Origin of the sequence: Virgibacillus sp. AGTR, from assembly GCF_016919725.2 — a bacterium.
Taxonomy (GTDB): Bacteria; Bacillota; Bacilli; order Bacillales; family Amphibacillaceae; genus Virgibacillus; species Virgibacillus salarius.
Genome location: NZ_JAJERH010000021.1, coordinates 11,595 through 31,451, shown reverse-complemented (window position 1 = coordinate 31,451; position 19,857 = coordinate 11,595). Strand labels below are relative to the sequence as shown.

Below are 19,857 nucleotides of genomic sequence, written 5' to 3'. Positions count from 1 at the left end.
AAATGTTCAAATTCTAACATAAGCAAATATGCCAATAAAATACATGATAAGTACACCTATAAAATATTGATATAGTAATGATTCAATCTAATTACAAAAGGATTTATATTAATGTGCAGCTTGACTGAAATACACTGTTTAAATATTTCTCACTTTAAAACTAATACAGATAGAGTGAAACTTCCATCCGGTTTTTACTGAAATATATACGTACAAAGGCTTGATTCACCACGTCCTGTAGCAACGCCTTTGTGACCTACTTCCGTGTAGGCCCGAATCAATCGGACATTTACTGACAGCTGGACCCACCACTTATCCATACTTGGTTTCTCCTCATTGCTTGAGGTGGGGACTTACTGCCAGTTACATGCGGGATCAATATAACTGATTCTTTTACTGGGAAGCGATTAAAGATGTCACATAATCATGTTTGTATTCCTCTTCCAAAAAGAATCCTTCTGTCTATATGTGATTTTTTCACATTTTTATCACAAATCCGTTATTTTGTAATCCTAAATAGATGTTATGATGAAATCAGAAAATGCGAAGGGGGGATAAAATATGATTCTAAACGAGTGGAAAGAGTTTAGCACAGACGCTGAATCTTACACACAAGAACGCTTTGAACAACAAGTCGGTGATGCATTTGAAGCTATGTGTTTTGAAGAAAATCAAGACACACCAAATTATATTTGGACGAAGCATTATGTTGTGGTAATCAAGCCAAACACGCGTATTTTTAAAGATATTTCTTTTGTCAAAGTACCCCGTAATCCGTCAGTAATGCAATAATTTTTTTTGAGATAACATGCTCAGTATTTCACAAATAAAATTAGGAGGTATTCTAATGGTTACAACATTAGAAGAAAAACAAGCAACAACTGTTACAGAGAGCATTGACAAATTAGTAAAAAATGCACAAGAAGCACTAACAGAAATGAAAAATCTAGATCAAAAACGAATTGATAACATCGTTAAGGAAATGGCGCTTGCAGGATTAGACCAACATATGCAACTTGCGAAATTAGCCGTTGAAGAAACTGGACGTGGTATATATGAAGATAAAATCATTAAAAATATTTTCGCAACCGAATATGTGTATCATAATATAAAATATGATAAAACAGTTGGTGTAATTAGCGAGAACGACCATGAAGGTATAGTAGAAATCGCTGAACCAATTGGTGTTATTGCTGGGATAACACCAGTAACTAACCCAACTTCCACAACATTATTTAAATCCATTATTTCTATTAAAACAGGAAATCCTATTATTTTTGCTTTCCACCCATCTGCACAAAAATGCAGCTCCACTGCAGCTAAGGTTGTGTATGATGCAGCAGTAAAAGCTGGTGCACCCCAAAATTGTATTCAATGGGTTGAAAATCCATCTATTGAGGGGACACAAACATTAATGAAGCATGATGGTATAGCAACTATTTTGGCAACAGGTGGGCCTGGAATGGTTAAATCAGCATACAGCTCTGGTAAACCTGCTTTAGGTGTAGGTCCTGGTAACGTTCCTTGCTATATCGAAAAGTCAGTTAACGTTAAACGTGCTGTAAATGATGTTATTCTTTCCAAAACATTTGACAATGGTATGATTTGTGCATCAGAACAAGCAATTATTGTTGATAAAGAAATCTACAATCAAGTAAAACAAGAAATGATTGATAACAAGGTTTACTTTTTAAGCCCTACCGAAAAAGCAAAAGTAGAAAAACTTGTTATTAACGACACATGCACCGTTAACCCTTCCATTGTTGGTATGGAGCCTGTAAAAATTGCTGAAATGGCAGGCGTTAAAGTACCTGAAGATACAAAAATTCTTGTAGCTGAATTAACAGGTGTTGGACAGGACCATCCACTTTCTCATGAAAAATTAAGTCCAGTGCTCGCAGCTTATAAAGTAAACAATAACGAAGAAGGATTTAAACGTGCAGAAGAAATGCTTGAATTTGGTGGTTTAGGACACTCTGCAGTTATTCATTCTGAAAATAAAGAAACCATAGATGCGTTTGGGAGAAGAATGAAAGCAGGACGTATTATTGTCAATGCTCCTTCTTCTCAAGGGGCAATTGGTGACATCTACAATGCTTATTTGCCATCTTTAACACTTGGATGTGGTTCTTATGGCGGAAACTCTGTATCTACAAACGTAGGGGCAACGCATTTAATTAACATAAAAAAAATGGCGAGAAGGAATGTTAATATGCAATGGTTCAAAATTCCACCAAAAGTTTATTTTGAAAAGAATGCAGTACAGTATTTAGCAAAAATGCCTGGGATCTCTAAAGCATTTATCGTAACAGATCCCATGATGGTTAAATTAGGATATGTTGATAAAGTCCTATATCACTTACGTAAACGTTCAGATTATGTACACTGCGAAATTTTCTCTGATGTAGAACCAGATCCATCAAAAGACACGGTTATACGTGGTGCTACTGCAATGGATAACTTCCAACCAGATGTAATTATTGCGCTTGGTGGTGGATCAGCAATGGATGCGGCCAAAGGAATGTGGTTATTCCATGAATATCCAGAAACAGACTTTAATGGTTTAAAACAAAAGTTCTTAGATATCCGTAAACGTGCATACAAATATCCAGAACTAGGTCAACGTGCACAATTTGTTGCAATTCCTACCACTTCTGGTACTGGATCTGAAGTCACCTCTTTCTCTGTTATTACAGATAAAGAAAACAATGTAAAATATCCGTTAGCAGATTATGAATTAACACCAGACGTAGCCATTGTTGATCCACAATTTGTGATGACTGTTCCTAAAACAGTAACAGCTGACACTGGGATGGACGTTTTAACACACGCGATCGAAGCTTACGTTTCTAATATGGCAAATGACTACACAGATGGGCTCGCAATTAAAGCCATTCAGCTTGTCTTTGATTATTTACCACAAGCTTATCGAGATGGTAACAATGCATTAGCAAGAGAAAAAGTGCACAACGCTTCTACCATTGCTGGAATGGCATTTGCAAATGCATTCTTAGGTATTAACCATAGTCTTGCACACAAACTAGGGGCAGAATTCCATATTGCGCATGGTCGTGCCAATGCGATACTTTTGCCGCATGTTATTCGCTATAATGCGAAAAAACCAACGAAGTTTGTGTCATTTCCTAAATACGAATACTTTATTGCTGACAAACGTTATGCCGAAATTGCTAAAATATTAGGATTGCCTGCAAGCACAACAGAAGAAGGCGTTGAAAGCCTAGTTCAAGCTATTTATAAATTGGCAAAAGAATTGGACATTCCAATGAGTATCGCAGAAAATGGCGTAGATAAAAATGCTTTCGAAGCAAAAGTAAACTATCTTGCAGACCGTGCTTTCGAAGATCAATGTACAATAACTAACCCTAAATTGCCACTTGTTAAGGAGTTAACTGAAGTATATCGCAATGCGTATAAAGGGTAGTTTCTCCTAAAATATAGAGTGAAACTTCAATCAGTGGGGGTTTTGTTTTCCCCACTGATTGTTAGTACCACAAGGGTATGACCCAAGGCCCTTAAACCAATCAGACATTTAACTAGAGAATACGCATTCAGCTAATTATTCGATTATGAAAACCAATAGTATTTAACAAGCTTGATTAACAATATGGTCCTCATAACACAAAGAGCACTATTCTCACTTCAAGAATTACGCTCTTTTATTTGAATACGTGTTTAATTTTTAGGCATCGTAAATGTCACTGATATACCATTACTTTCTTCTAGTTTCCTAACTATTTGATCAAGAACTTCTACAGCTCTTTCGTTTGATTCATATTTCCCCAAAACTTTACTCCATTCATCCAAACTCGCACTGCCAATGATCCCTTCTATCTTTTTTCCATTGACAGTAACTTCTTTTACATTCATCAAGCTTTGTTTATTTTGTGTAATTATCCATAACATAAAATCAATCCTTGCTATTTATATTTTTGCATGCATCATACAATACGTATTAACTTGGATCCATGTTTCATGTTTCGATAAAATAACCAAAAAAGGAACAAAAGCGTAAGCGCTCATTAGAAACGTAGTGACTAGGGCGAGTCAACGGAAATAAAGGAATCTCGGTAGCTTGCGAGCCGATGATGACTTAGGTTAGGGCGATTCGCTGGAGCTGAACGCGGCTCAACACGCCCATATTTATCTACACGGGCAAATTTTATAATTTCCAAGACTATAAAAAAACGCCTTCCGTGTTCTGAAAAGCGCCCGATCGCTGCATAGTGGTACTAAAAAAACAGCATTTCTTCTATTCTTTATTATGTAATTCCTTGTAATAACCACGTAGAACTGTAGTAAGGCCAATTCCAAAAAGGATACCACCTATTACTAAAAACTTATTTGTATTTGCTTTTACTTGAAAATTATATATAGAGGAGTCAGCATAATCAGACTTTACCAGCCAACCATCCCCGAAAGCCATTCCCATACTATTACTAAAAAAAATTAATAATAACCCAATAATCCCTAAAAATGAACCTAAAAAGATAAACTTCTTTAACCTATTATTTTTCATATTACCACCTCATTGATACTACTTATTAAGTGTTATGGGCAGTTTAAATAATACAGACACAATTCTGTTTGCACCAGTACGTATTTGCTAAAAGCCAAGCTACTATTCTAGTTTTTATCTTTATGCCATTGATATGATTTTTTTGACCATTCCCAAAAGTTATAAAATAAAAATACTAAAATGGAAAGGCCAATATTATCTATCCAATTAATATAATTATTAAAGAAGAATTGCTTTAATGTTATAGTAACAAACAAAAGTATTGGAAATCCAATGTTGTATTTAAACATACTTCCCTCCTATCACGAACATTATTTCCTAATTATTCCTTATTCTTCTAATACACTCTATTATAAATGTATTCTTTCATATTTAGCAATATCAATAAAACGAAGGCTTGTATCTCCTAATCCGTGTAAACAAGTTCAACAAAAAATGCATTAGAAAAGCAACCTTACCTTCCATTACTGCATTATTTTCTCAAATCCATAACAATAGCGAGTGGCACTTCACTAAAAGATGACGGTTTCCTCACGTAAAATAAAATTCGACAGACCCAAAGCACCACAAAATAAAGCGAAACTTCAATCAGTGGTATATGCGGAATGAATTCGTTACAACCTCTTAGCACCATCACAAAGCACTTACATAACCCTTAGCAACCATCCAAATCATTTACAGAACCTTTACACCAGCTTTATTTCGACAAAATATTTATCCGTTATACTAGCCAATGTGAAGGAAATAATTCGTAAATTCATTTTATGAAGGAAATCCAACTTTTACCATTAAAGGAGTGTTGCACTATTAAAAAGAAGTATATATGGTTCGATTTAGGCTACACACTTGTGTATTTAAATCGAGAAGAGCTGTATCAACAACTGCTAAAGAACCATGGGATCACGCTTCCTCTTGAAGATATAGCATTAGCCTATCATTTAGCTGATAAATATTTTATGAGAGAACATCCTGGGTTACTTGGAAAAAAACGCGAATTGTTTATGCACGACTATCACCACATCTTACATAGCTATTTAGGAATAGCTCCTATGGAAGAAACGCAGCCAATCACCAATAAAAAACCGGAATGGCGTGTTTTTCCAGAAACACTCAGCATCCTAAAACAACTAAAAAATACTGGCTATCAAGTAGGGTTAATTTCTAATTGGAATAACACCGCTCGAGAAGTCTTGCAACAGACGGGTATCATTCATTATTTAGACCATGTCGTCATCTCTTCTGAAGTTGGAATAGAGAAACCTGACGAACGTATTTTCCAACATGCTTGCCAACAAGCTGGAGTTTCTCCTGAAGAATCTCTATATGTTGGGGACAACTATTATGATGATGTCATCGGCAGTCACAAGGTGGGAATGGATTGTGTTTTGATTAATCCGTATGAAAGAAAAGGGATAGAGGAATTAAAAAACGTGGACCCTATCGCCAATATTAAGGATCTTTTCCAAAAGGTTCATATGCCTGTATGACAACGATATACGAGCAATTACAAGAGCAGTTTCATTCCCTTAGTCATTCTCAACAAAAAGTAGCACATTATATCCTTGAAAATATGGAAGAAATGGTTGTACTATCCGCTGCTAAAATTGCAGAAATTTCGGCGGTAAGTGAAGCAACGGTACATCGTCTGGCACAAACAATTGGCTGCAAAAGCTTTTTAGAAATGAAGCAAGAAATTCACAACTATAATTGTGCCGACAATCGAGCTGTGAAAAACCTAATGGCAACTACGACCATGCAGGAAGAGACATGGTTAGAGCAACATTTCGTCCAAGAGGTAGACAATATCATTCTTACTAGCCGCTCCATCTATAAACAAGAGATCAATCAAGCAGCTAGAAAATTGCTTGAGGCGAAGCATATCTGGATTGGTGGATGGCGAATGAGTTTGACGGTTACTTCATATATGCAATTTGTACTGAAATATATGCTTGGCACTAGCCAGTTTATTCCTCCAGGGGAGATTGCGGAATACACGGCAAACTTTCAGCAGAAAGATGTTCTTTTTGTATGTGCCTTTCCGCGTTATGATTATCAGATTCTAAAGATCGTAGAGGTGGCAAAGAGAAAAGGGATGTACGTTATCGCATTAACGGACTCTTCTCTAGCACCTATCTGCCAACACGCAGACCTAACCCTTTTTGCCAAAAATAAATCTAAAAGCTTCTTAGATTCCTATACCGCTGCGGTCTCCATTTGCAATGCCATTATCAACGAAATAGCTTATATAGGAGGTGAACGCATCAAAACCAACATAGCAGATATGGAAGATTATTATGCGATGTTTAATCCAAAAAATAAGTAATCATATTGACAAGTGTCTGGAGTGAGAAGGTGCAAGTTACAACAATAGGATACTGGGGCGCCTACCCTGAGGTAAATGAGGCTACCTCTTGCTATTTAGTTCAAGAGAATGACACCAATATTTTACTAGATTGCGGAAGTGGCGCTCTTGCCAAACTACAAAATCACATCAGCTTAGAAGACTTAGATGCAGTATTTATTAGTCATACTCATACTGATCACATGGCTGATATTTATAGCTTGGAATACGCAATGTTAATTCAAACTCAGTTAGGAAACCGTACTAGACCACTAGATATTTATATCTATGCTGAAGATATTGCTTCTTTGTCATTCGAATATCCAGGAATAGTCAGCGTTCATCAGCTTCAATTAACCGATCATATCTTCGTTGGTGATCTTCACGTCACGTTTTCGGAGAACAAACATGAAATTCCTTGCTGTGCTATGAAAGTCACCAATCCACAAGGGTCTAGCTTGGTTTACTCCGCTGATACCGGATATTGTGATGCCATTATTGAGTTCTCCCAAAGCGCAGATCTCTTAATCATTGAATGTAGCTTTTACGAAGCACAATATCGCAAAATCAAAGGACATCTTAATACAACAGATGTAAGTACTATTATTACAAAATCTAAAGCAAGAAAGGTGGTCATCACACACTTACCCCATTTTGGGCAGATCCGTAAACTGGCCGAGGAAATTGAAGCTTTATCTCAGAAAAATGTGCAAACAGCACATGAACATTTAACCATCACCATTTAATTGGAGGTACTACTTATGAAAAAAAAGTTGTTCATTGCTTTTTTACTTGTTTTTGTAATTGCTTTTGTTTTAGTTGGGTGTTCGAATTCACAGAATGAAGAAGGCAAAGATGCGAATGCTGCAAAGCCTGAAACGAAGGAAGCAACTGGATCAAGCGTTGTCCGTATTGCCATGAGTACCGAAATCGACAACCTAGATCCTTATAAATCTGCCGCAACCGATACTGGTTCTATGATGGACAATGTATTTGACGGATTATTAGATACAAATCCAAAAGGAGAGTTAGTCGGAGCGATTGCTAAATCCTACGATATCTCAGAAGATGGTCTTACTTATACGTTCACCTTAAATGAAGGTGTCCAATTCCATGATGGGTCTGAATTAACGTCAGAGGATGTCGTTGCTTCCTATGAAACACTTGCAGGCATGAATGGAGGCGAGCCAATTGTTGCTGAATTTGCAGTCATTGATTCCATCGAAGCTCCATCAGATTATGAAGTGATTTTTCATTTAAAAGAGAAGAATTCTGCCTTTTTAGCAGCAAATATTGTCGCAATTGTTCCTTCTGATTATGAAGAACAAAGTTCAAAGCCTATTGGTGCTGGTCCATTTAAGTTTGAAGCATACAAAGTTGGTCAAGAATTACGTCTAGTGAAAAATGAAAACTACTATAATCATGAAAAAATACCGCAAATAGATGAGGTACAATTCAAAATCATGCCAGACCAAGAGTCTTCTGTATTAGCCATGCAGGCAGGTGAAATTGACGTCCTCCCTGGTGTCACACAGCAAGGTCTTACCCAATTAGGCGATTCCATCAATACGGTTTCTGGCCCACAAAACATGGTGCAATTACTCGCTTTAAATAATGATGTAGAGCCCTACAGTGATCTAAAAGTACGTCAAGCGATTAACCTAGCAATCGATAAAGACACGATTATTGATACGGTTTCTGAAGGTAATGGTACAAAGCTAGGATCTAACTTCAGTCCTGCCATGGAATTTTATTATGAGCCAGGTTTAGAAGACTATTATGCTACTAATATCGAAAAAGCAAAATCCCTTTTAGCAGAAGCTGGCTATAACGACGGTTTTCAAATGGAATTAACCGTCCCATCTGATTATCAATTTCACGTCGATACTGCTCAAGTTATCGCCGAGCAATTAAGCCAAGTAGGCATTGATGTAGAAATTAAAATGATCGAATTCAGTACATGGTTAGAAGATGTTTACCAAAACGAACAATACGATACGACCATTATCGGTTTTACTGGTAAATTAGATCCGTACAAAATTTTAAGAAGGTATGTTAATGATTACGAGCGTAACTTTGTGAATTATGACAATGAAGCATATGATGAACTGATTGATCAAGCCTTACGTGCAACAGATGAAAAAGATATTGCTGCTCATTATAAAGAAGCACAACGCTTGCTAACAGAAGATGCGGTCTCTGTATTCATTAGTGATCCAGATCGTACCATTGCTATGAGTAATCATTTAGAAGGATTAAACATGTATCCTATTCAAAAGTTCAACTTAGAGGACCTACACTATACGGAATAGTCATTTAGGAGGCTAAACATTGAGATATATTCTTTACAAATTAGCTACCTTTGTTGCAACGATGACATTAGTCTCAATCATTATTTTCTTTGTCTTTCAATTATTACCTGGTAATCCAGCACATATTATTCTAGGGATCGAAGCAGAACAAGCTCAGATTCAACAATTAGAACAAGAGCTAGGTTTAGACAAACAAGCTACTGAGCGATATGTAGATTGGGTAACTGGTCTTTTTCAGGCGGATTTAGGTGAATCATTAAAGTATCAGTTGCCCGTCAGCGACATTTTAGTGGATCGAATACCTGTCACTTTTTCATTAGGTATCCTGTCTATTCTGTTAACGATTATCATTGGTATTCCTTTAGGTATCTTGATTGCACGCACAAAAGGTAAGTGGATCTCCGTCGTATTGTCGATCATGACGCAGCTTGGTATTGCTATACCATCCTTTTGGTTTGGATTTATCTTGATTTTGGTCTTCGGAGTGATCCTAAGTTTGTTTCCGACCTATGGGTATGTCCCATGGTCGGAAGACTTCTTTGGAGCTTTACGGGCATTGTTTTTGCCATCCTTGGTTATTGCCATCTCCAATATTGCGGTGATCATTCGATATTTGCGAAACACCATACTAGACCAAGCCAACATGGAATACGTTCGAACCGCTAGATGCAAAGGATTAACCGAAAGAAAAATTATGTATGGGCATATATTACGTAACGCCCTTATCCCTGTTATTACGATCTTAGGCTTAACCATCGCCGATACATTGGGCGGCAGTATTATTATTGAAAATGTATTTGCATTACCTGGACTTGGTAATCTGTTGATTGAATCCATTTCTTCAAGGGATTTCCCACTGGTGCAATCGATGGTTTTATATATTGCAGTGCTCGTTATTACGATTAACTTTATCGTGGACCTATTATACAAAGTGATTGATCCACGAATAAGAGCGAAGGGGTGAAGCCATGAAAAAGTCACAGAGCATTCCGTGGAGAATTGGCATTGTCCTTGTCATTTGTTTAATGACGATGATGATCATCAGTTTTTTCTATACACCTTTTGGTCCGAATGAAATGAATACAGGTAGCCGCTTAGAAGCTCCTTCCTTCTCTCACCCATTCGGAACCGATAATTTCGGAAGAGATATTCTAAGTAGAGTAATGCAAGGAGCGCAAACAGCTTTTCTTATCGGAACATCTTCTGTATTTATCGGACTTATGTTCGGATTTATTTTAGGAGCAAGTGCTGGATATTTTGGTGGTTGGGTGGATGAAATCATTATGCGATTCATTGATGCGATGCTTGCCTTCCCTGGTATTTTACTAGCCATCATGCTTATTTCAGTATTTGAGCCTGGGTTAAAAAACACCATTATTGCGATCGGGATTATGAGTGTACCTGGTTTTACAAGAATTATTCGGAGTAGTTTTATTCAATACAAGACATATGATTTTGTCAAAGCAAGTGTTGCCAAAGGTGCTGGAGCATTACGCATTATTTATCATCATATTTTACCTAATGCCTTCTCTCCTATTCTAGTGGCAGCTACGTTAAGTTTTTCCGGAGCTATTTTAGGAGAGTCTGGCCTTAGTTATCTCGGGTTAGGTGTACAACCGCCAGATCCTAGCTGGGGGCGTATGTTAAAAGAAGCACAGCCATTTATTGTAACAGCACCTTGGTATGTGATTATCGTCGGTGTCATCATCACCATGATGGTGCTAGGATTTAATTTACTAGGGGACGGCATCCGAGATAAGCAAGATACAAAAGCCTAGGAGGTTGAAAGAGTGAGTACTCCTTTATTATCCATAGAAAATCTAGATGTTGCGTTTCATTTTCAAGATGGAGACTATAACGCCATTAATCATGTTTCCTTTAACGTTTATCCAAATGAAGTACTAGGTATTGTTGGAGAATCTGGCTGTGGTAAAAGCTTAACTTCAAAAGCAATTATGGGAATCTTACCCGAAAATGCAAGTGTTAAACAAGGAAGTATCACCTTCCGTGAAACAAATTTAGTAACAATGAAGGAAAAACAATGGCAAAAAATCCGTGGTGATGCGATTTCCATGATTTCTCAAGAACCAATGACATCCTTGAATCCCTTACTAACAGTAGGGAAACAAATTGCAGAGGTATTAAAACAACATCGATCCTATTCCAAGAAGGAAATGAAGGAAAAGACTATTGCACTTATGAAGGAAGTTGGCCTTCCTCGAGCAGAAGCACTTTATAAGTCATACCCTCATCAACTTTCAGGAGGAATGAGGCAACGTATCGTTATAGCGATTGCACTAATTGCTTCCCCGCAATTAATCATTGCGGATGAACCAACCACAGCATTAGATGTCACGATTCAGGCTCAGATATTAGATCTATTTAAAAATATTAAAAACACGAGAAACAGCTCCCTTATTTTTATCTCACACGATTTAGGCGTCATACGTCAGGTGTGTGACCGTGTCGTCGTAATGTATGCAGGCCGTGTGGTGGAACAAGGTAAAGTAGCAGACATTTTGTATGAGCCTAAGCATCCATATACGAAAGGACTTATTCAGTCGATTCCTGATCATACGAAACGAGGGCAAGAATTGTACACCATCCCAGGAAATGTACCTGGCTTAAAGGAGCGTAAAAGAGGCTGTCCTTTCGCCGATCGTTGTGCTCATCGTATGGATATCTGTCATACCCATTTTCCAGACGAAGTTTATGTAGAAAATCAAGCAGTATCCTGCCATCTGTATACGAAGGAGGAAGTCAAACATGTCAGCACCATTCATTGAATTACACAATGTGCATAAGCATTACAAACAAAATAGACGTTCCATCTTTGATGATCAGCCTTCTGTGGTAAAAGCAATGAATGGTGTCTCCTTTTCCTTGTACGAAGGGGAATCCTTCGGGTTAGTTGGTGAAAGTGGCTCTGGTAAATCCACGACGGGGCAGGTCATTTTACAATTATTAAAGCAAACTAGCGGATCGATTTATTACCAAGGTACAGATGTTACCACATTTACAAAGCAACAATTAAAGAGTTGGCGAAAAAAAGTTCAAATTGTCTTTCAAGACCCTTACGCCTCCCTCAATCCAAAGAAAACGATTGAATGGATCTTGCATGAGCCCTTAGAAATTCATCATATCGGAGATAAAGCTTCACGCGAGGAAAAAATTCTTGAAACCATCCATGACGTTGGCTTAGATACATCTTTCTTAGACCGTTTTCCACATGAGCTCAGCGGAGGGCAAAGACAGCGTGTTGCTATTGCCTCCGCATTAGTTTTGGATCCTGAATTTATTGTCATTGATGAAGGAGTATCAGCGCTCGATGTCTCCGTTCAAGCTCAAATTTTGAATCTGTTAACTAAATTGCAGAAAAAATATAATCTTACGTATCTGTTTATTTCGCATGATTTAAATGTGGTGCAATATTTCTGTGATCGTATTGCTATCATGTACTTGGGAGAAATCGTGGAGTTGGGTAGCACCGAGGATATAGGGACAAATCCGAAACATCCATATGCGGAAGCCTTATTTTCCGCCATTCCGCACCTTGATGTAGATGAGGAACGCATTCCACTAGCAGGTGAGCTCCCGGACCCGAGTAACCCACCTACTGGATGTCCTTTTCATACGAGATGTGCCAAAGCGATGGATAGTTGTAAAAGCGTGAAACCAGTAGTCCATACAATGCGTGCGGGCTACCAAGTAACATGTCATTTATATACCCAAGAGCCTGAACACCAAACAAGCTAATAAGGAGGAATTAAATATGAGACTAGGCATCATATCTGATTTACATATTGATGTTAATCGTGAGATGGTTCCTGCTAATACGAGCTATATAGAAATTTTGTATAAAAAGATACAAAAGGAAGCAATTGATATTTTATTGATAGCAGGTGATATCTCCAACGATTATCAGATAAGTATTCCCTTTTTAAATGATTTAGAAGCATGGAGCAATATTAAAGTACTTTTCGTGCCAGGTAATCATGATTATTGGTCTAAAGAGAATCAGGTAACTGATACATGGGAGATTTACAAGGCTTACAAGGCATGGCATGGTTGCCTTTCGAACGAACCTTATGTATTGAATGAAGAGTGGGTCGTCATTGGCGATTCTGGATGGTATGATTACTCATTCGGAGATTCCTCCTTTTCTGTAACAGAATTTGATAAAGGACATTATATGAATCGAACCTGGCAGGACTTTATTTATACAAGTTGGGGCAGGTCAAACATTGACATGCACGAGCATTTTTATCAAAAAATAAGTGAGGACTTAGAAGCATATAAAGACAAAAAAATTATCATGATGACCCATATGCTATCGCATGCCAGCTTCACGGTTCCAATGCCAAATAAAAAATGGGCGTATTTTAATGCCTTTCTAGGAAGTGAATTATACAGCACATTGTACGATAAGTATGATGTGCGCTATGGCATCATGGGACATGTCCATTACCGAAAAGTAGAACAAACGGATAAAACTACTATGATTTGTGCTTGCGTTGGAAACAATAGCGAATGGCAGACAAAGAACCTTGCTAAAGAAATAGATGATGCTTTTTATGTGTTGGAATTAGAAGGCTAAGAAGATTCGTGATTGGATTAGTTTAGAATACACTAAGCTAATCCTATTTTATTGCTATGAACATGATAGATAGATTATATTTTACGAAGTTCACGCCAACTATAATTGAAAAATTCATCTAAAAACATGTGATAGTTCCTTTTACAAGGTAATTTATAGTAACGGAATGTAAGCAATTTAGCAACTATATGCCATTGTTATTAAGTTGGTACTATAAAAAATAGATTTGACAGGTTGTCAGTCATGAAATATAATAAACACAGCTTAATTGATAATGATTATCATTTAAGCTGTGTTGTCTACAGTATTTTTTCAGCTACAACTTTACGCATCATGTTTAAATCGAGTTGATTTTTCTCCAATCCGAATAAATGTTCAAAAGTAGATTGCAACGCCGTAATACGAGCAATCTTCTCCTTATTTGTCCAACTAAATAAGGATGAATCAACCCAGTGATGAATAGTAGATAGGAAGAATTCTGCTATAAGTGCGGGAGTTTCGACTTTGAAAATCCCTTCTTGATTACCTTGTAAAATCATTTCAGTAACCATTGGAGAGAATTGGCATATTGTTTGTACATACACGATTTGACGCAACAGCGAGTTATGGTCATTACGTAGATAGCTAAAGATTTCAACATGGTTAAGTGGATCGTCTAATTCATAAATGAAAATCCACGCTAATTTTTCATAAGCAGTTAAATCTGTGCGTAACAACACATCACGAAAATGTTTATGTAAAATCTGTAACTGTCGATTCACTAATTCTTGGGCTAATATTTCTTTTGATGCAAAGTGGTAATAAAGTGTTCCTTGAGCAACTCCTAAACCTTTCGTTATATCTGTAGTTGATGTTTTATCATAGCCTTTTTCACTAAATAATTTTTCAGCCATATCTAATATTTCGTTGCGGCGCTCTATTGTACTCTTTGTGATTCTTGCCAAGAGCATCACCCCCATTCCTTTATTTAAACACTCAGTATAAAGGTAGTCAAACGCTTGTAAAAATGAATTCGACTGGTTGTCAGTCAATAAAGGTTTTAATATACTAAAAAATTTTATTCGTATTAACAGGTTGTAATGCAACTGATACTACAAAACAGGTTTTAGATAAAGAAGCTGTTACACAAAGTCAAAATAATGATCCGATCAACGTAGATAGCTACACATACGAAGGAGAAAATATTGAACAAGCAATCAAAAAGACACCACAAAATTGTATTTAACAAAGCAAGTAAGACAGATGCCTTTATTCTTGAGCAACAACAGCGTATGCAAAAGGTACAAGTTATAACCAAAAAAGCAGAACATAAGCCATCTGTTTTAGTTATTGGCGTATCAAAAGGCACCTATTTTTACTATGCCCCCAAATGGGCCATTATTGACGAATGATAGAAGGTTTCAATGCAACCTTTATGGAAATGTCTGATGAAGATTATATGGAACTATCAACAGAAGCTATTTGAGCAGCAAACCCAGACAAAAGAATTTCAGCAACCAAACTGAGAGATCACGAAAAACGAATTTTTGGCTGATAAACGCTTAGCGAAAATCGATGCGATTAAAGATAAAGAAATTTTAGTGGAGGAATATACAAGTGCTATTAATGATGGCTTAGAATTAGGAGATTTATATGAAGATGTAGCGAAATTTATTCACCTAGAGTTATTTCAATAGGAGGCAAATAAAATGAAAAATATCATAATAAGTAGTTTATTCATCAGTTTATTATTTTTACTTCTAGGCTGTAACACCTCAAATGAAACGAAGGAAGAAAAGCCTCAAGCAATGAATTCACATTACCCATTGAATTATGATGTTTTTAATTATGAAGGTGATGTGCTACAGCAAACAATCAAAAATGAGCCTGAACGTGTTTTAGTTATTGGCTCTGCAATGGCGGAGTTAATGGTGAAATTTGGCTTACAAGATAAAGTTGTTGGCTTTGGGTATGACGATCAAACAAATACAAGTTACCAAGAAGAAATTAAAAGGATGCCTTTATTAAGTGAGATGTGGCCATCAAAGGAATCGATTATTGCCTTAAAGCCGGATTTAATTCTTTCTGTTGCTTCTGCTTTTCGTGAGGATATGATTGGTTCAATTCCTTCTTGGAATGAGCGAGACATTCCTACTTTAACGGCAGTTAATTTCAATGTGGGACGTAGTAAAGAAACTTATTTTGATGAAATTAAAAATTTTGGACGTGTTTTTAATATTGAAGATCAAACAAATGAATATATCAATAAACAGGAATCACGTATTCAAAAAATAGCTGGTACGATCGACCACTCACAAGAAAAACCTAAAGTGCTTTTTATCAGTCATGTACGTAATAAATATTTTTACTACTCACCCGATTGGTGCATGGTAGATGAAATGATTGAGCTTGCGAATGGTGAGTTTGTAAATATGTCCGATCAACCGTATATCGAGTTGTCTGCTGAAGCTATTATTGCGGAAAACCCAGACAAAATTATCTTGACACAATTCCAAAAGCAAAATGAAGAAAAAACATTGCATGCCCTTTTAGGAGATAAACAATTGAAAAATGTAAATGCTATCAAAAACAATGATGTTTTAGTTGTGGACTATACTAATGCAGTAAATGGAAGTCCTGAAATCGCAAAATTATATGAAGATGTGGCTAAATTTATTCAACCTACGCAATTTTCGGGTGCTGAATTATGATACAAAAACATTTCACTTTAACAATTTTTCTTTTATTGTTGACTACTTTTTGTACCATCGTTCTGTCCATTGCAATTGGACAGGTTACGATTCCAGTAAGCACAACAATTGAAACCATTTTTTCTTCATTTACAACTCAAGAAAAAAATTTATTTTATGACATCATTTGGGATATTCGTATTCCTCGAACATTATTAGCTTTATTAGTCGGGGCTGGCTTAGCATTGTGTGGTACTGTTATGCAAGCCTCTGTGCAAAACCCTTTAGCTGACCCTTATATTTTAGGTATTTCATCTGGTGCGTTATTAGGTGCTACTTTTTCAATTGTAATTAGTCACACGCTGGGCAATTTCTTTGATTCCATTAGTTTACTTGTTTGGGCGTTTCTCGGCGCACTACTAGCTACTGTTGTCGGTTTATTTCTAGCTAATATCGGACAAAAAATGTCGGTAGTGAAATTAATTTTGGCAGGTACAATTGTCAATGCACTATTCACAGCAATTTCTAATCTATTTATCTATTTTGCAAAAGATGCAGAAGGGGTTCGTTCCATTACTTTTTGGACAATGGGTAGTCTTACTTCAGCTAAATGGGCTGACCTACCACTCATCACAATTTTTATTGTGGTAATTTCTATTTTCTTCATCTCACAATGGCGTGTAATGAACGCCATGCTTATGGGCGAAGAAGCTGCAATGACTTTAGGAATCAACCTTCATGTTTTGCGCAAAGTGTACCTAGTTATCTCTGCCATTTTAACCGCAATTATTGTGGCAAAATGCGGCATTATCGGATTTGTTGGTTTAATTATTCCTCACTTAGTACGAATTTTTTCAGGCGCAAATCATCGCTTTTTAGTACCTATGGTTTTACTCGTTGGCGGCATATTTTTAATGTGGGCTGATTTACTAGCACGTATTATTATCACAAACAGCGAATTGCCAATAGGTATTGTAACAGCGATTTTAGGTGCACCTGTATTTATGCACATGTTAATAAAAAAGAAATATGGTTTTGGGGGAGATTAAAGTGAAATTACATGCCGAAAACATTTCTTTTATGGTAGATAAAATAAAAATTATTGAAGATATTTCACTACAGGTAAATGAAGGACAATTTGTCGGTATTTTAGGACCGAATGGCTGTGGAAAATCAACTTTATTAAAAAGTATTTATAAAGTAAATAAGCCACAAGCTGGAACTGTCATGTTAGATGACCTTAATGTTTTAGAAATCACACCAAAAAAACTCGCTACACATCTGGCGGTTGTTGGGCAATTTAATACTACTTCTTTTGATTTTACTGTTTATGAAATGGTAGCAATGGGGCGTACACCTCATAAAAAATTTATGGAGAATGACAATGCACACGACAGAACATTAATGCTGCATTAGAAAAAGTAAACTTGCTTCATAAACAAGAGCAAATGTTCACGCTTTTATCAGGAGGTGAACAACAACGTGTCGTATTAGCACGCGCGTTAGTACAAGAGCCAAACTTCTTAGTATTAGATGAACCAACAAACCATTTAGATATTAAATATCAAATTCAAATTTTAAGTGTAGTAAAGTCTTTAAAAGTAGGTACTTTAGCTGCATTACATGATTTGTCAATCGCTTCAATGTATTGCGATTATCTTTATGTTTTAAAAGATGGACGCATTTATGCACAAGGAAAACCCAAAGATATTTTAACAACTACATTAATTAAAGAAGTGTATGGCGTAAATTGTCATATTTCCACAAATTCCGTCACAAACCAACTTATAATTTCATATTTTCCGATGTTAGGTGACGAATAAAGGAGTTTTTTGATGTCTGCAACGCAAGAAACATATTATAAATATCGCTGGTGGGCACTGGGTATCGTATTATTACCAACCTTATTAATTTCATTGAACAATTACATGCTGCAAATTGCATTACCGAGTATCCAAATCGATTTACATTTATCTTTTACAACTGCACAGATTTTATTTTCTTGCTATGCCATTGGCTTAGCTGTGCTGTTAATTGTCGGTGGTAAGCTCGGGGATATGTATGGCAGACGAAAAACCTTATGGTTTGGAGTGGCTTTATTTATCCTTTCATCATTAATTGGTGGGCTTACATCCATTACTACTCTTTTAATTGGTATGCGTTTAGTTCAAGGCATTGCCGCTGCCATTATTCAGCCACAAATACTAGCGATTATACAAGTGATATTTCCATCACACGAACAAAAAGTAGCCTTTAGTTTGTATGGTGCTGTTATAGGTATCGCATTTGCTTTTGGTCTAATTTTAGGTGGATTAATTATTGACTGGAATTTATGGGGATTAACTTGGCGTAATGTTTTCTTTCTGAATATCCCTTTTGGTATTTTAGTGTTAGTACTTCTACCTTTAATTCCTAAAGATTCGCATATGTTAAAGGTTAAAATTGATTGGATAGGAACAGCTTTATTAATGAGCAGTATTTTATTAGCAATTGCAACCTTAACAAATAGTCAAAACCATGGTTTTAGTATTCTTACGATTTCCATCTTAATTTTAACTATTATGAGTACACTATTATTTATTAAAGTAGAGAAAAAACAAAAACACCCTTTAATAGATTTAAACATATTCACAAATAAACGCTTTAGCTTGGGGATTATTTCGTTAGTTAATATTTATTTAAGTATGTTTGCATTGTTCTTTATTTTAAGCTACTATGCACAAAACTTTTTAGGCTATGATGCTAAAGCAACTAGCATCATTTATTTACCGATTGGACTAGGATTTTTCATTAGTTCATTATTAGCTGCTCGAATTACACAATTTTTACGTGATTTAATTTTGTGCTATGGAGCATTAATCATGAGCATTTGTATTGCGAGCTTAGCGATACTCTTGTATTTTGCTTGGACACTGCAAGATGCATTAGTTATTGTAATACTCTTTATTTATGGTTTAAGTCTTGGTTTAGCTACTACACCTTTAGCAAGTATTATTTTAAATGGCTTACCTCTCAAAATTGTTGGCGTTGCTTCTGGTATTTTTAATACTGCTATGTACTTAGCTAATTCTTTTGCGGTAGCTTTTATCAGTATTTTATTTTCAAGCTTTATGTTACCGAGCACTGCATTTTTAATGTGCTTAATAAGTATTTCGATAGCTTCACTTATAGCCGCCGCATTGTTTTATTATTATCAAAAAACGTTACATACACAACAAAACTGTTAATGAAATACAAATCCTTATTAACTAAGTATATTAACCTACCTCCTATTAAATTGGACAAAAAAACGCATATTTAAGTAACAAGAGAATTTAGAAAGATATATTATTGCTCTATACATTTACTAATAAAAGGCTATAAATCTTTATAAAACAAAGGTTTATAGCCCTTTTTCACTC

At 36.2% G+C, this 19,857-nt stretch carries 23 protein-coding genes; 18 read left to right on the top strand and 5 right to left on the bottom strand.

The features are described from left to right. Positions 1 to 194: 194 nt before the first annotated feature. Complete coding sequence (locus JUJ52_RS23365) at positions 195 to 320, bottom strand: hypothetical protein (RefSeq protein ID WP_255637608.1); 126 nt, start codon at positions 318 to 320, stop codon at positions 195 to 197. Between the two features lie 241 nt (positions 321 to 561). On the opposite strand from JUJ52_RS23365, the gene JUJ52_RS10025 reads away from it, so the two are divergent. Then, positions 562 to 792 (top strand): hypothetical protein, encoded by a 231-nt coding sequence (locus JUJ52_RS10025; protein ID WP_166530077.1) that lies wholly within the window; start codon positions 562 to 564, stop codon positions 790 to 792. A 55-nt stretch (positions 793 to 847) separates the two neighbouring features. After that, the gene (gene adhE, locus JUJ52_RS10020; protein ID WP_205389608.1) at positions 848 to 3,442 is read left to right on the top strand and encodes a bifunctional acetaldehyde-CoA/alcohol dehydrogenase; all 2,595 of its coding nucleotides are present in this window, start codon (positions 848 to 850) and stop codon (positions 3,440 to 3,442) included. 251 nt (positions 3,443 to 3,693) lie between these two features. Here adhE and JUJ52_RS10015 read toward each other — a convergent pair whose 3' ends face one another. The 3 genes from JUJ52_RS10015 to JUJ52_RS10005 form a co-directional block, all read right to left on the bottom strand. Then, entirely contained in the window at positions 3,694 to 3,924 is a 231-nt protein-coding gene (locus JUJ52_RS10015; protein WP_026682866.1) for a hypothetical protein, read from the bottom strand. Between the two features lie 346 nt (positions 3,925 to 4,270). After that, positions 4,271 to 4,537 (bottom strand): hypothetical protein, encoded by a 267-nt coding sequence (locus tag JUJ52_RS10010; RefSeq protein ID WP_051388454.1) that lies wholly within the window; start codon positions 4,535 to 4,537, stop codon positions 4,271 to 4,273. 107 nt (positions 4,538 to 4,644) lie between these two features. Next, positions 4,645 to 4,827 carry a hypothetical protein gene (locus tag JUJ52_RS10005; RefSeq protein ID WP_026682868.1) on the bottom strand — a complete coding sequence of 61 codons (183 nt, stop codon included), beginning with the start codon at positions 4,825 to 4,827 and terminating at the stop codon, positions 4,645 to 4,647. Between the two features lie 474 nt (positions 4,828 to 5,301). Between JUJ52_RS10005 and JUJ52_RS10000 the strand changes: the two genes are divergently transcribed. Genes JUJ52_RS10000 through JUJ52_RS09960 form a run of 9 tightly spaced genes read left to right on the top strand, consistent with a single transcriptional unit; the run spans position 5,302 to position 13,787 of the window. Continuing rightward, positions 5,302 to 6,024: an HAD family hydrolase gene (locus JUJ52_RS10000; protein ID WP_255637607.1), complete on the top strand. Its 723-nt coding sequence runs from the start codon at positions 5,302 to 5,304 to the stop codon at positions 6,022 to 6,024. After that, positions 6,021 to 6,860 (top strand): MurR/RpiR family transcriptional regulator, encoded by an 840-nt coding sequence (locus JUJ52_RS09995; RefSeq protein WP_228088903.1) that lies wholly within the window; start codon positions 6,021 to 6,023, stop codon positions 6,858 to 6,860. Before JUJ52_RS10000 ends, JUJ52_RS09995 begins: the two co-directional genes overlap by 4 nt. A 29-nt stretch (positions 6,861 to 6,889) precedes the next feature. Then, positions 6,890 to 7,624, top strand: a complete 735-nt coding sequence (locus JUJ52_RS09990; RefSeq protein ID WP_228088902.1) for an MBL fold metallo-hydrolase — start codon at positions 6,890 to 6,892, stop codon at positions 7,622 to 7,624. A 15-nt stretch (positions 7,625 to 7,639) separates the two neighbouring features. Further along, the gene (locus JUJ52_RS09985; protein WP_228088901.1) at positions 7,640 to 9,190 is read left to right on the top strand and encodes an ABC transporter substrate-binding protein; all 1,551 of its coding nucleotides are present in this window, start codon (positions 7,640 to 7,642) and stop codon (positions 9,188 to 9,190) included. 19 nt (positions 9,191 to 9,209) lie between these two features. Further along, positions 9,210 to 10,154: an ABC transporter permease gene (locus JUJ52_RS09980; protein WP_228088900.1), complete on the top strand. Its 945-nt coding sequence runs from the start codon at positions 9,210 to 9,212 to the stop codon at positions 10,152 to 10,154. A gap of 4 nt (positions 10,155 to 10,158) precedes the next feature. Continuing rightward, a complete protein-coding gene (locus JUJ52_RS09975) occupies positions 10,159 to 10,968 on the top strand; it encodes an ABC transporter permease (RefSeq protein WP_228088899.1) in 810 nt (269 codons plus the stop codon). Between the two features lie 12 nt (positions 10,969 to 10,980). Continuing rightward, positions 10,981 to 11,976, top strand: a complete 996-nt coding sequence (locus JUJ52_RS23590) for an ABC transporter ATP-binding protein (protein ID WP_228088898.1) — start codon at positions 10,981 to 10,983, stop codon at positions 11,974 to 11,976. Further along, positions 11,957 to 12,946, top strand: a complete 990-nt coding sequence (locus JUJ52_RS09965) for an ABC transporter ATP-binding protein (RefSeq protein ID WP_228088897.1) — start codon at positions 11,957 to 11,959, stop codon at positions 12,944 to 12,946. The genes JUJ52_RS23590 and JUJ52_RS09965 overlap by 20 nt, the downstream gene beginning before the upstream one ends. A 16-nt stretch (positions 12,947 to 12,962) precedes the next feature. Next, positions 12,963 to 13,787: a metallophosphoesterase gene (locus JUJ52_RS09960; RefSeq protein ID WP_228088896.1), complete on the top strand. Its 825-nt coding sequence runs from the start codon at positions 12,963 to 12,965 to the stop codon at positions 13,785 to 13,787. A gap of 299 nt (positions 13,788 to 14,086) precedes the next feature. On the opposite strand, the gene JUJ52_RS09955 is transcribed toward JUJ52_RS09960, so the two are convergent. Further along, on the bottom strand, positions 14,087 to 14,731 hold the full coding sequence (locus tag JUJ52_RS09955) for a TetR/AcrR family transcriptional regulator (RefSeq protein WP_228088895.1): 645 nt from the start codon (positions 14,729 to 14,731) through the stop codon (positions 14,087 to 14,089). Between the two features lie 240 nt (positions 14,732 to 14,971). Between JUJ52_RS09955 and JUJ52_RS09950 the strand changes: the two genes are divergently transcribed. From JUJ52_RS09950 to JUJ52_RS09925, 7 genes are all read left to right on the top strand, one after another. Beyond that, complete coding sequence (locus JUJ52_RS09950; RefSeq protein WP_228088894.1) at positions 14,972 to 15,178, top strand: hypothetical protein; 207 nt, start codon at positions 14,972 to 14,974, stop codon at positions 15,176 to 15,178. A 135-nt stretch (positions 15,179 to 15,313) separates the two neighbouring features. Continuing rightward, a complete protein-coding gene (locus tag JUJ52_RS09945; protein WP_228088893.1) occupies positions 15,314 to 15,463 on the top strand; it encodes a hypothetical protein in 150 nt (49 codons plus the stop codon). Between the two features lie 12 nt (positions 15,464 to 15,475). Further along, complete coding sequence (locus JUJ52_RS09940; RefSeq protein ID WP_228088892.1) at positions 15,476 to 16,477, top strand: ABC transporter substrate-binding protein; 1,002 nt, start codon at positions 15,476 to 15,478, stop codon at positions 16,475 to 16,477. Continuing rightward, entirely contained in the window at positions 16,474 to 17,505 is a 1,032-nt protein-coding gene (locus tag JUJ52_RS09935) for a FecCD family ABC transporter permease (protein WP_228088891.1), read from the top strand. Before JUJ52_RS09940 ends, JUJ52_RS09935 begins: the two co-directional genes overlap by 4 nt. A 1-nt stretch (position 17,506) precedes the next feature. After that, positions 17,507 to 17,872, top strand: a complete 366-nt coding sequence (locus tag JUJ52_RS23850; RefSeq protein ID WP_483887872.1) for an ABC transporter ATP-binding protein — start codon at positions 17,507 to 17,509, stop codon at positions 17,870 to 17,872. Positions 17,873 to 17,883: 11 nt separating this feature from the next. Continuing rightward, on the top strand, positions 17,884 to 18,279 hold the full coding sequence (locus tag JUJ52_RS23845) for an ABC transporter ATP-binding protein (protein WP_483887871.1): 396 nt from the start codon (positions 17,884 to 17,886) through the stop codon (positions 18,277 to 18,279). Positions 18,280 to 18,291: 12 nt separating this feature from the next. Continuing rightward, positions 18,292 to 19,683, top strand: coding sequence for an MFS transporter (locus JUJ52_RS09925; protein ID WP_228088890.1), 1,392 nt, complete (start codon positions 18,292 to 18,294; stop codon positions 19,681 to 19,683). The last annotated feature ends 174 nt before the right edge of the window (positions 19,684 to 19,857 follow it).

Excerpts from the sequence above, each read along its gene's own strand:
- JUJ52_RS23365 (WP_255637608.1), bottom strand. The coding sequence starts at position 320 with ATGGATAAGTGGTGGGTCCAGCTGTCAGTAAATGTCCGATTGATTCGG.
- JUJ52_RS10025 (WP_166530077.1), top strand. The coding sequence starts at position 562 with ATGATTCTAAACGAGTGGAAAGAGTTTAGCACAGACGCTGAATCTTAC.
- adhE (WP_205389608.1), top strand. The coding sequence starts at position 848 with ATGGTTACAACATTAGAAGAAAAACAAGCAACAACTGTTACAGAGAGC.
- JUJ52_RS10015 (WP_026682866.1), bottom strand. The coding sequence starts at position 3,924 with ATGTTATGGATAATTACACAAAATAAACAAAGCTTGATGAATGTAAAA.
- JUJ52_RS10010 (WP_051388454.1), bottom strand. The coding sequence starts at position 4,537 with ATGAAAAATAATAGGTTAAAGAAGTTTATCTTTTTAGGTTCATTTTTA.
- JUJ52_RS10005 (WP_026682868.1), bottom strand. The coding sequence starts at position 4,827 with ATGTTTAAATACAACATTGGATTTCCAATACTTTTGTTTGTTACTATA.
- JUJ52_RS10000 (WP_255637607.1), top strand. The coding sequence starts at position 5,302 with ATGAAGGAAATCCAACTTTTACCATTAAAGGAGTGTTGCACTATTAAA.
- JUJ52_RS09995 (WP_228088903.1), top strand. The coding sequence starts at position 6,021 with ATGACAACGATATACGAGCAATTACAAGAGCAGTTTCATTCCCTTAGT.
- JUJ52_RS09985 (WP_228088901.1), top strand. The coding sequence starts at position 7,640 with ATGAAAAAAAAGTTGTTCATTGCTTTTTTACTTGTTTTTGTAATTGCT.
- JUJ52_RS09975 (WP_228088899.1), top strand. The coding sequence starts at position 10,159 with ATGAAAAAGTCACAGAGCATTCCGTGGAGAATTGGCATTGTCCTTGTC.
- JUJ52_RS09965 (WP_228088897.1), top strand. The coding sequence starts at position 11,957 with ATGTCAGCACCATTCATTGAATTACACAATGTGCATAAGCATTACAAA.
- JUJ52_RS09960 (WP_228088896.1), top strand. The coding sequence starts at position 12,963 with ATGAGACTAGGCATCATATCTGATTTACATATTGATGTTAATCGTGAG.
- JUJ52_RS09940 (WP_228088892.1), top strand. The coding sequence starts at position 15,476 with ATGAAAAATATCATAATAAGTAGTTTATTCATCAGTTTATTATTTTTA.
- JUJ52_RS09935 (WP_228088891.1), top strand. The coding sequence starts at position 16,474 with ATGATACAAAAACATTTCACTTTAACAATTTTTCTTTTATTGTTGACT.
- JUJ52_RS09925 (WP_228088890.1), top strand. The coding sequence starts at position 18,292 with ATGTCTGCAACGCAAGAAACATATTATAAATATCGCTGGTGGGCACTG.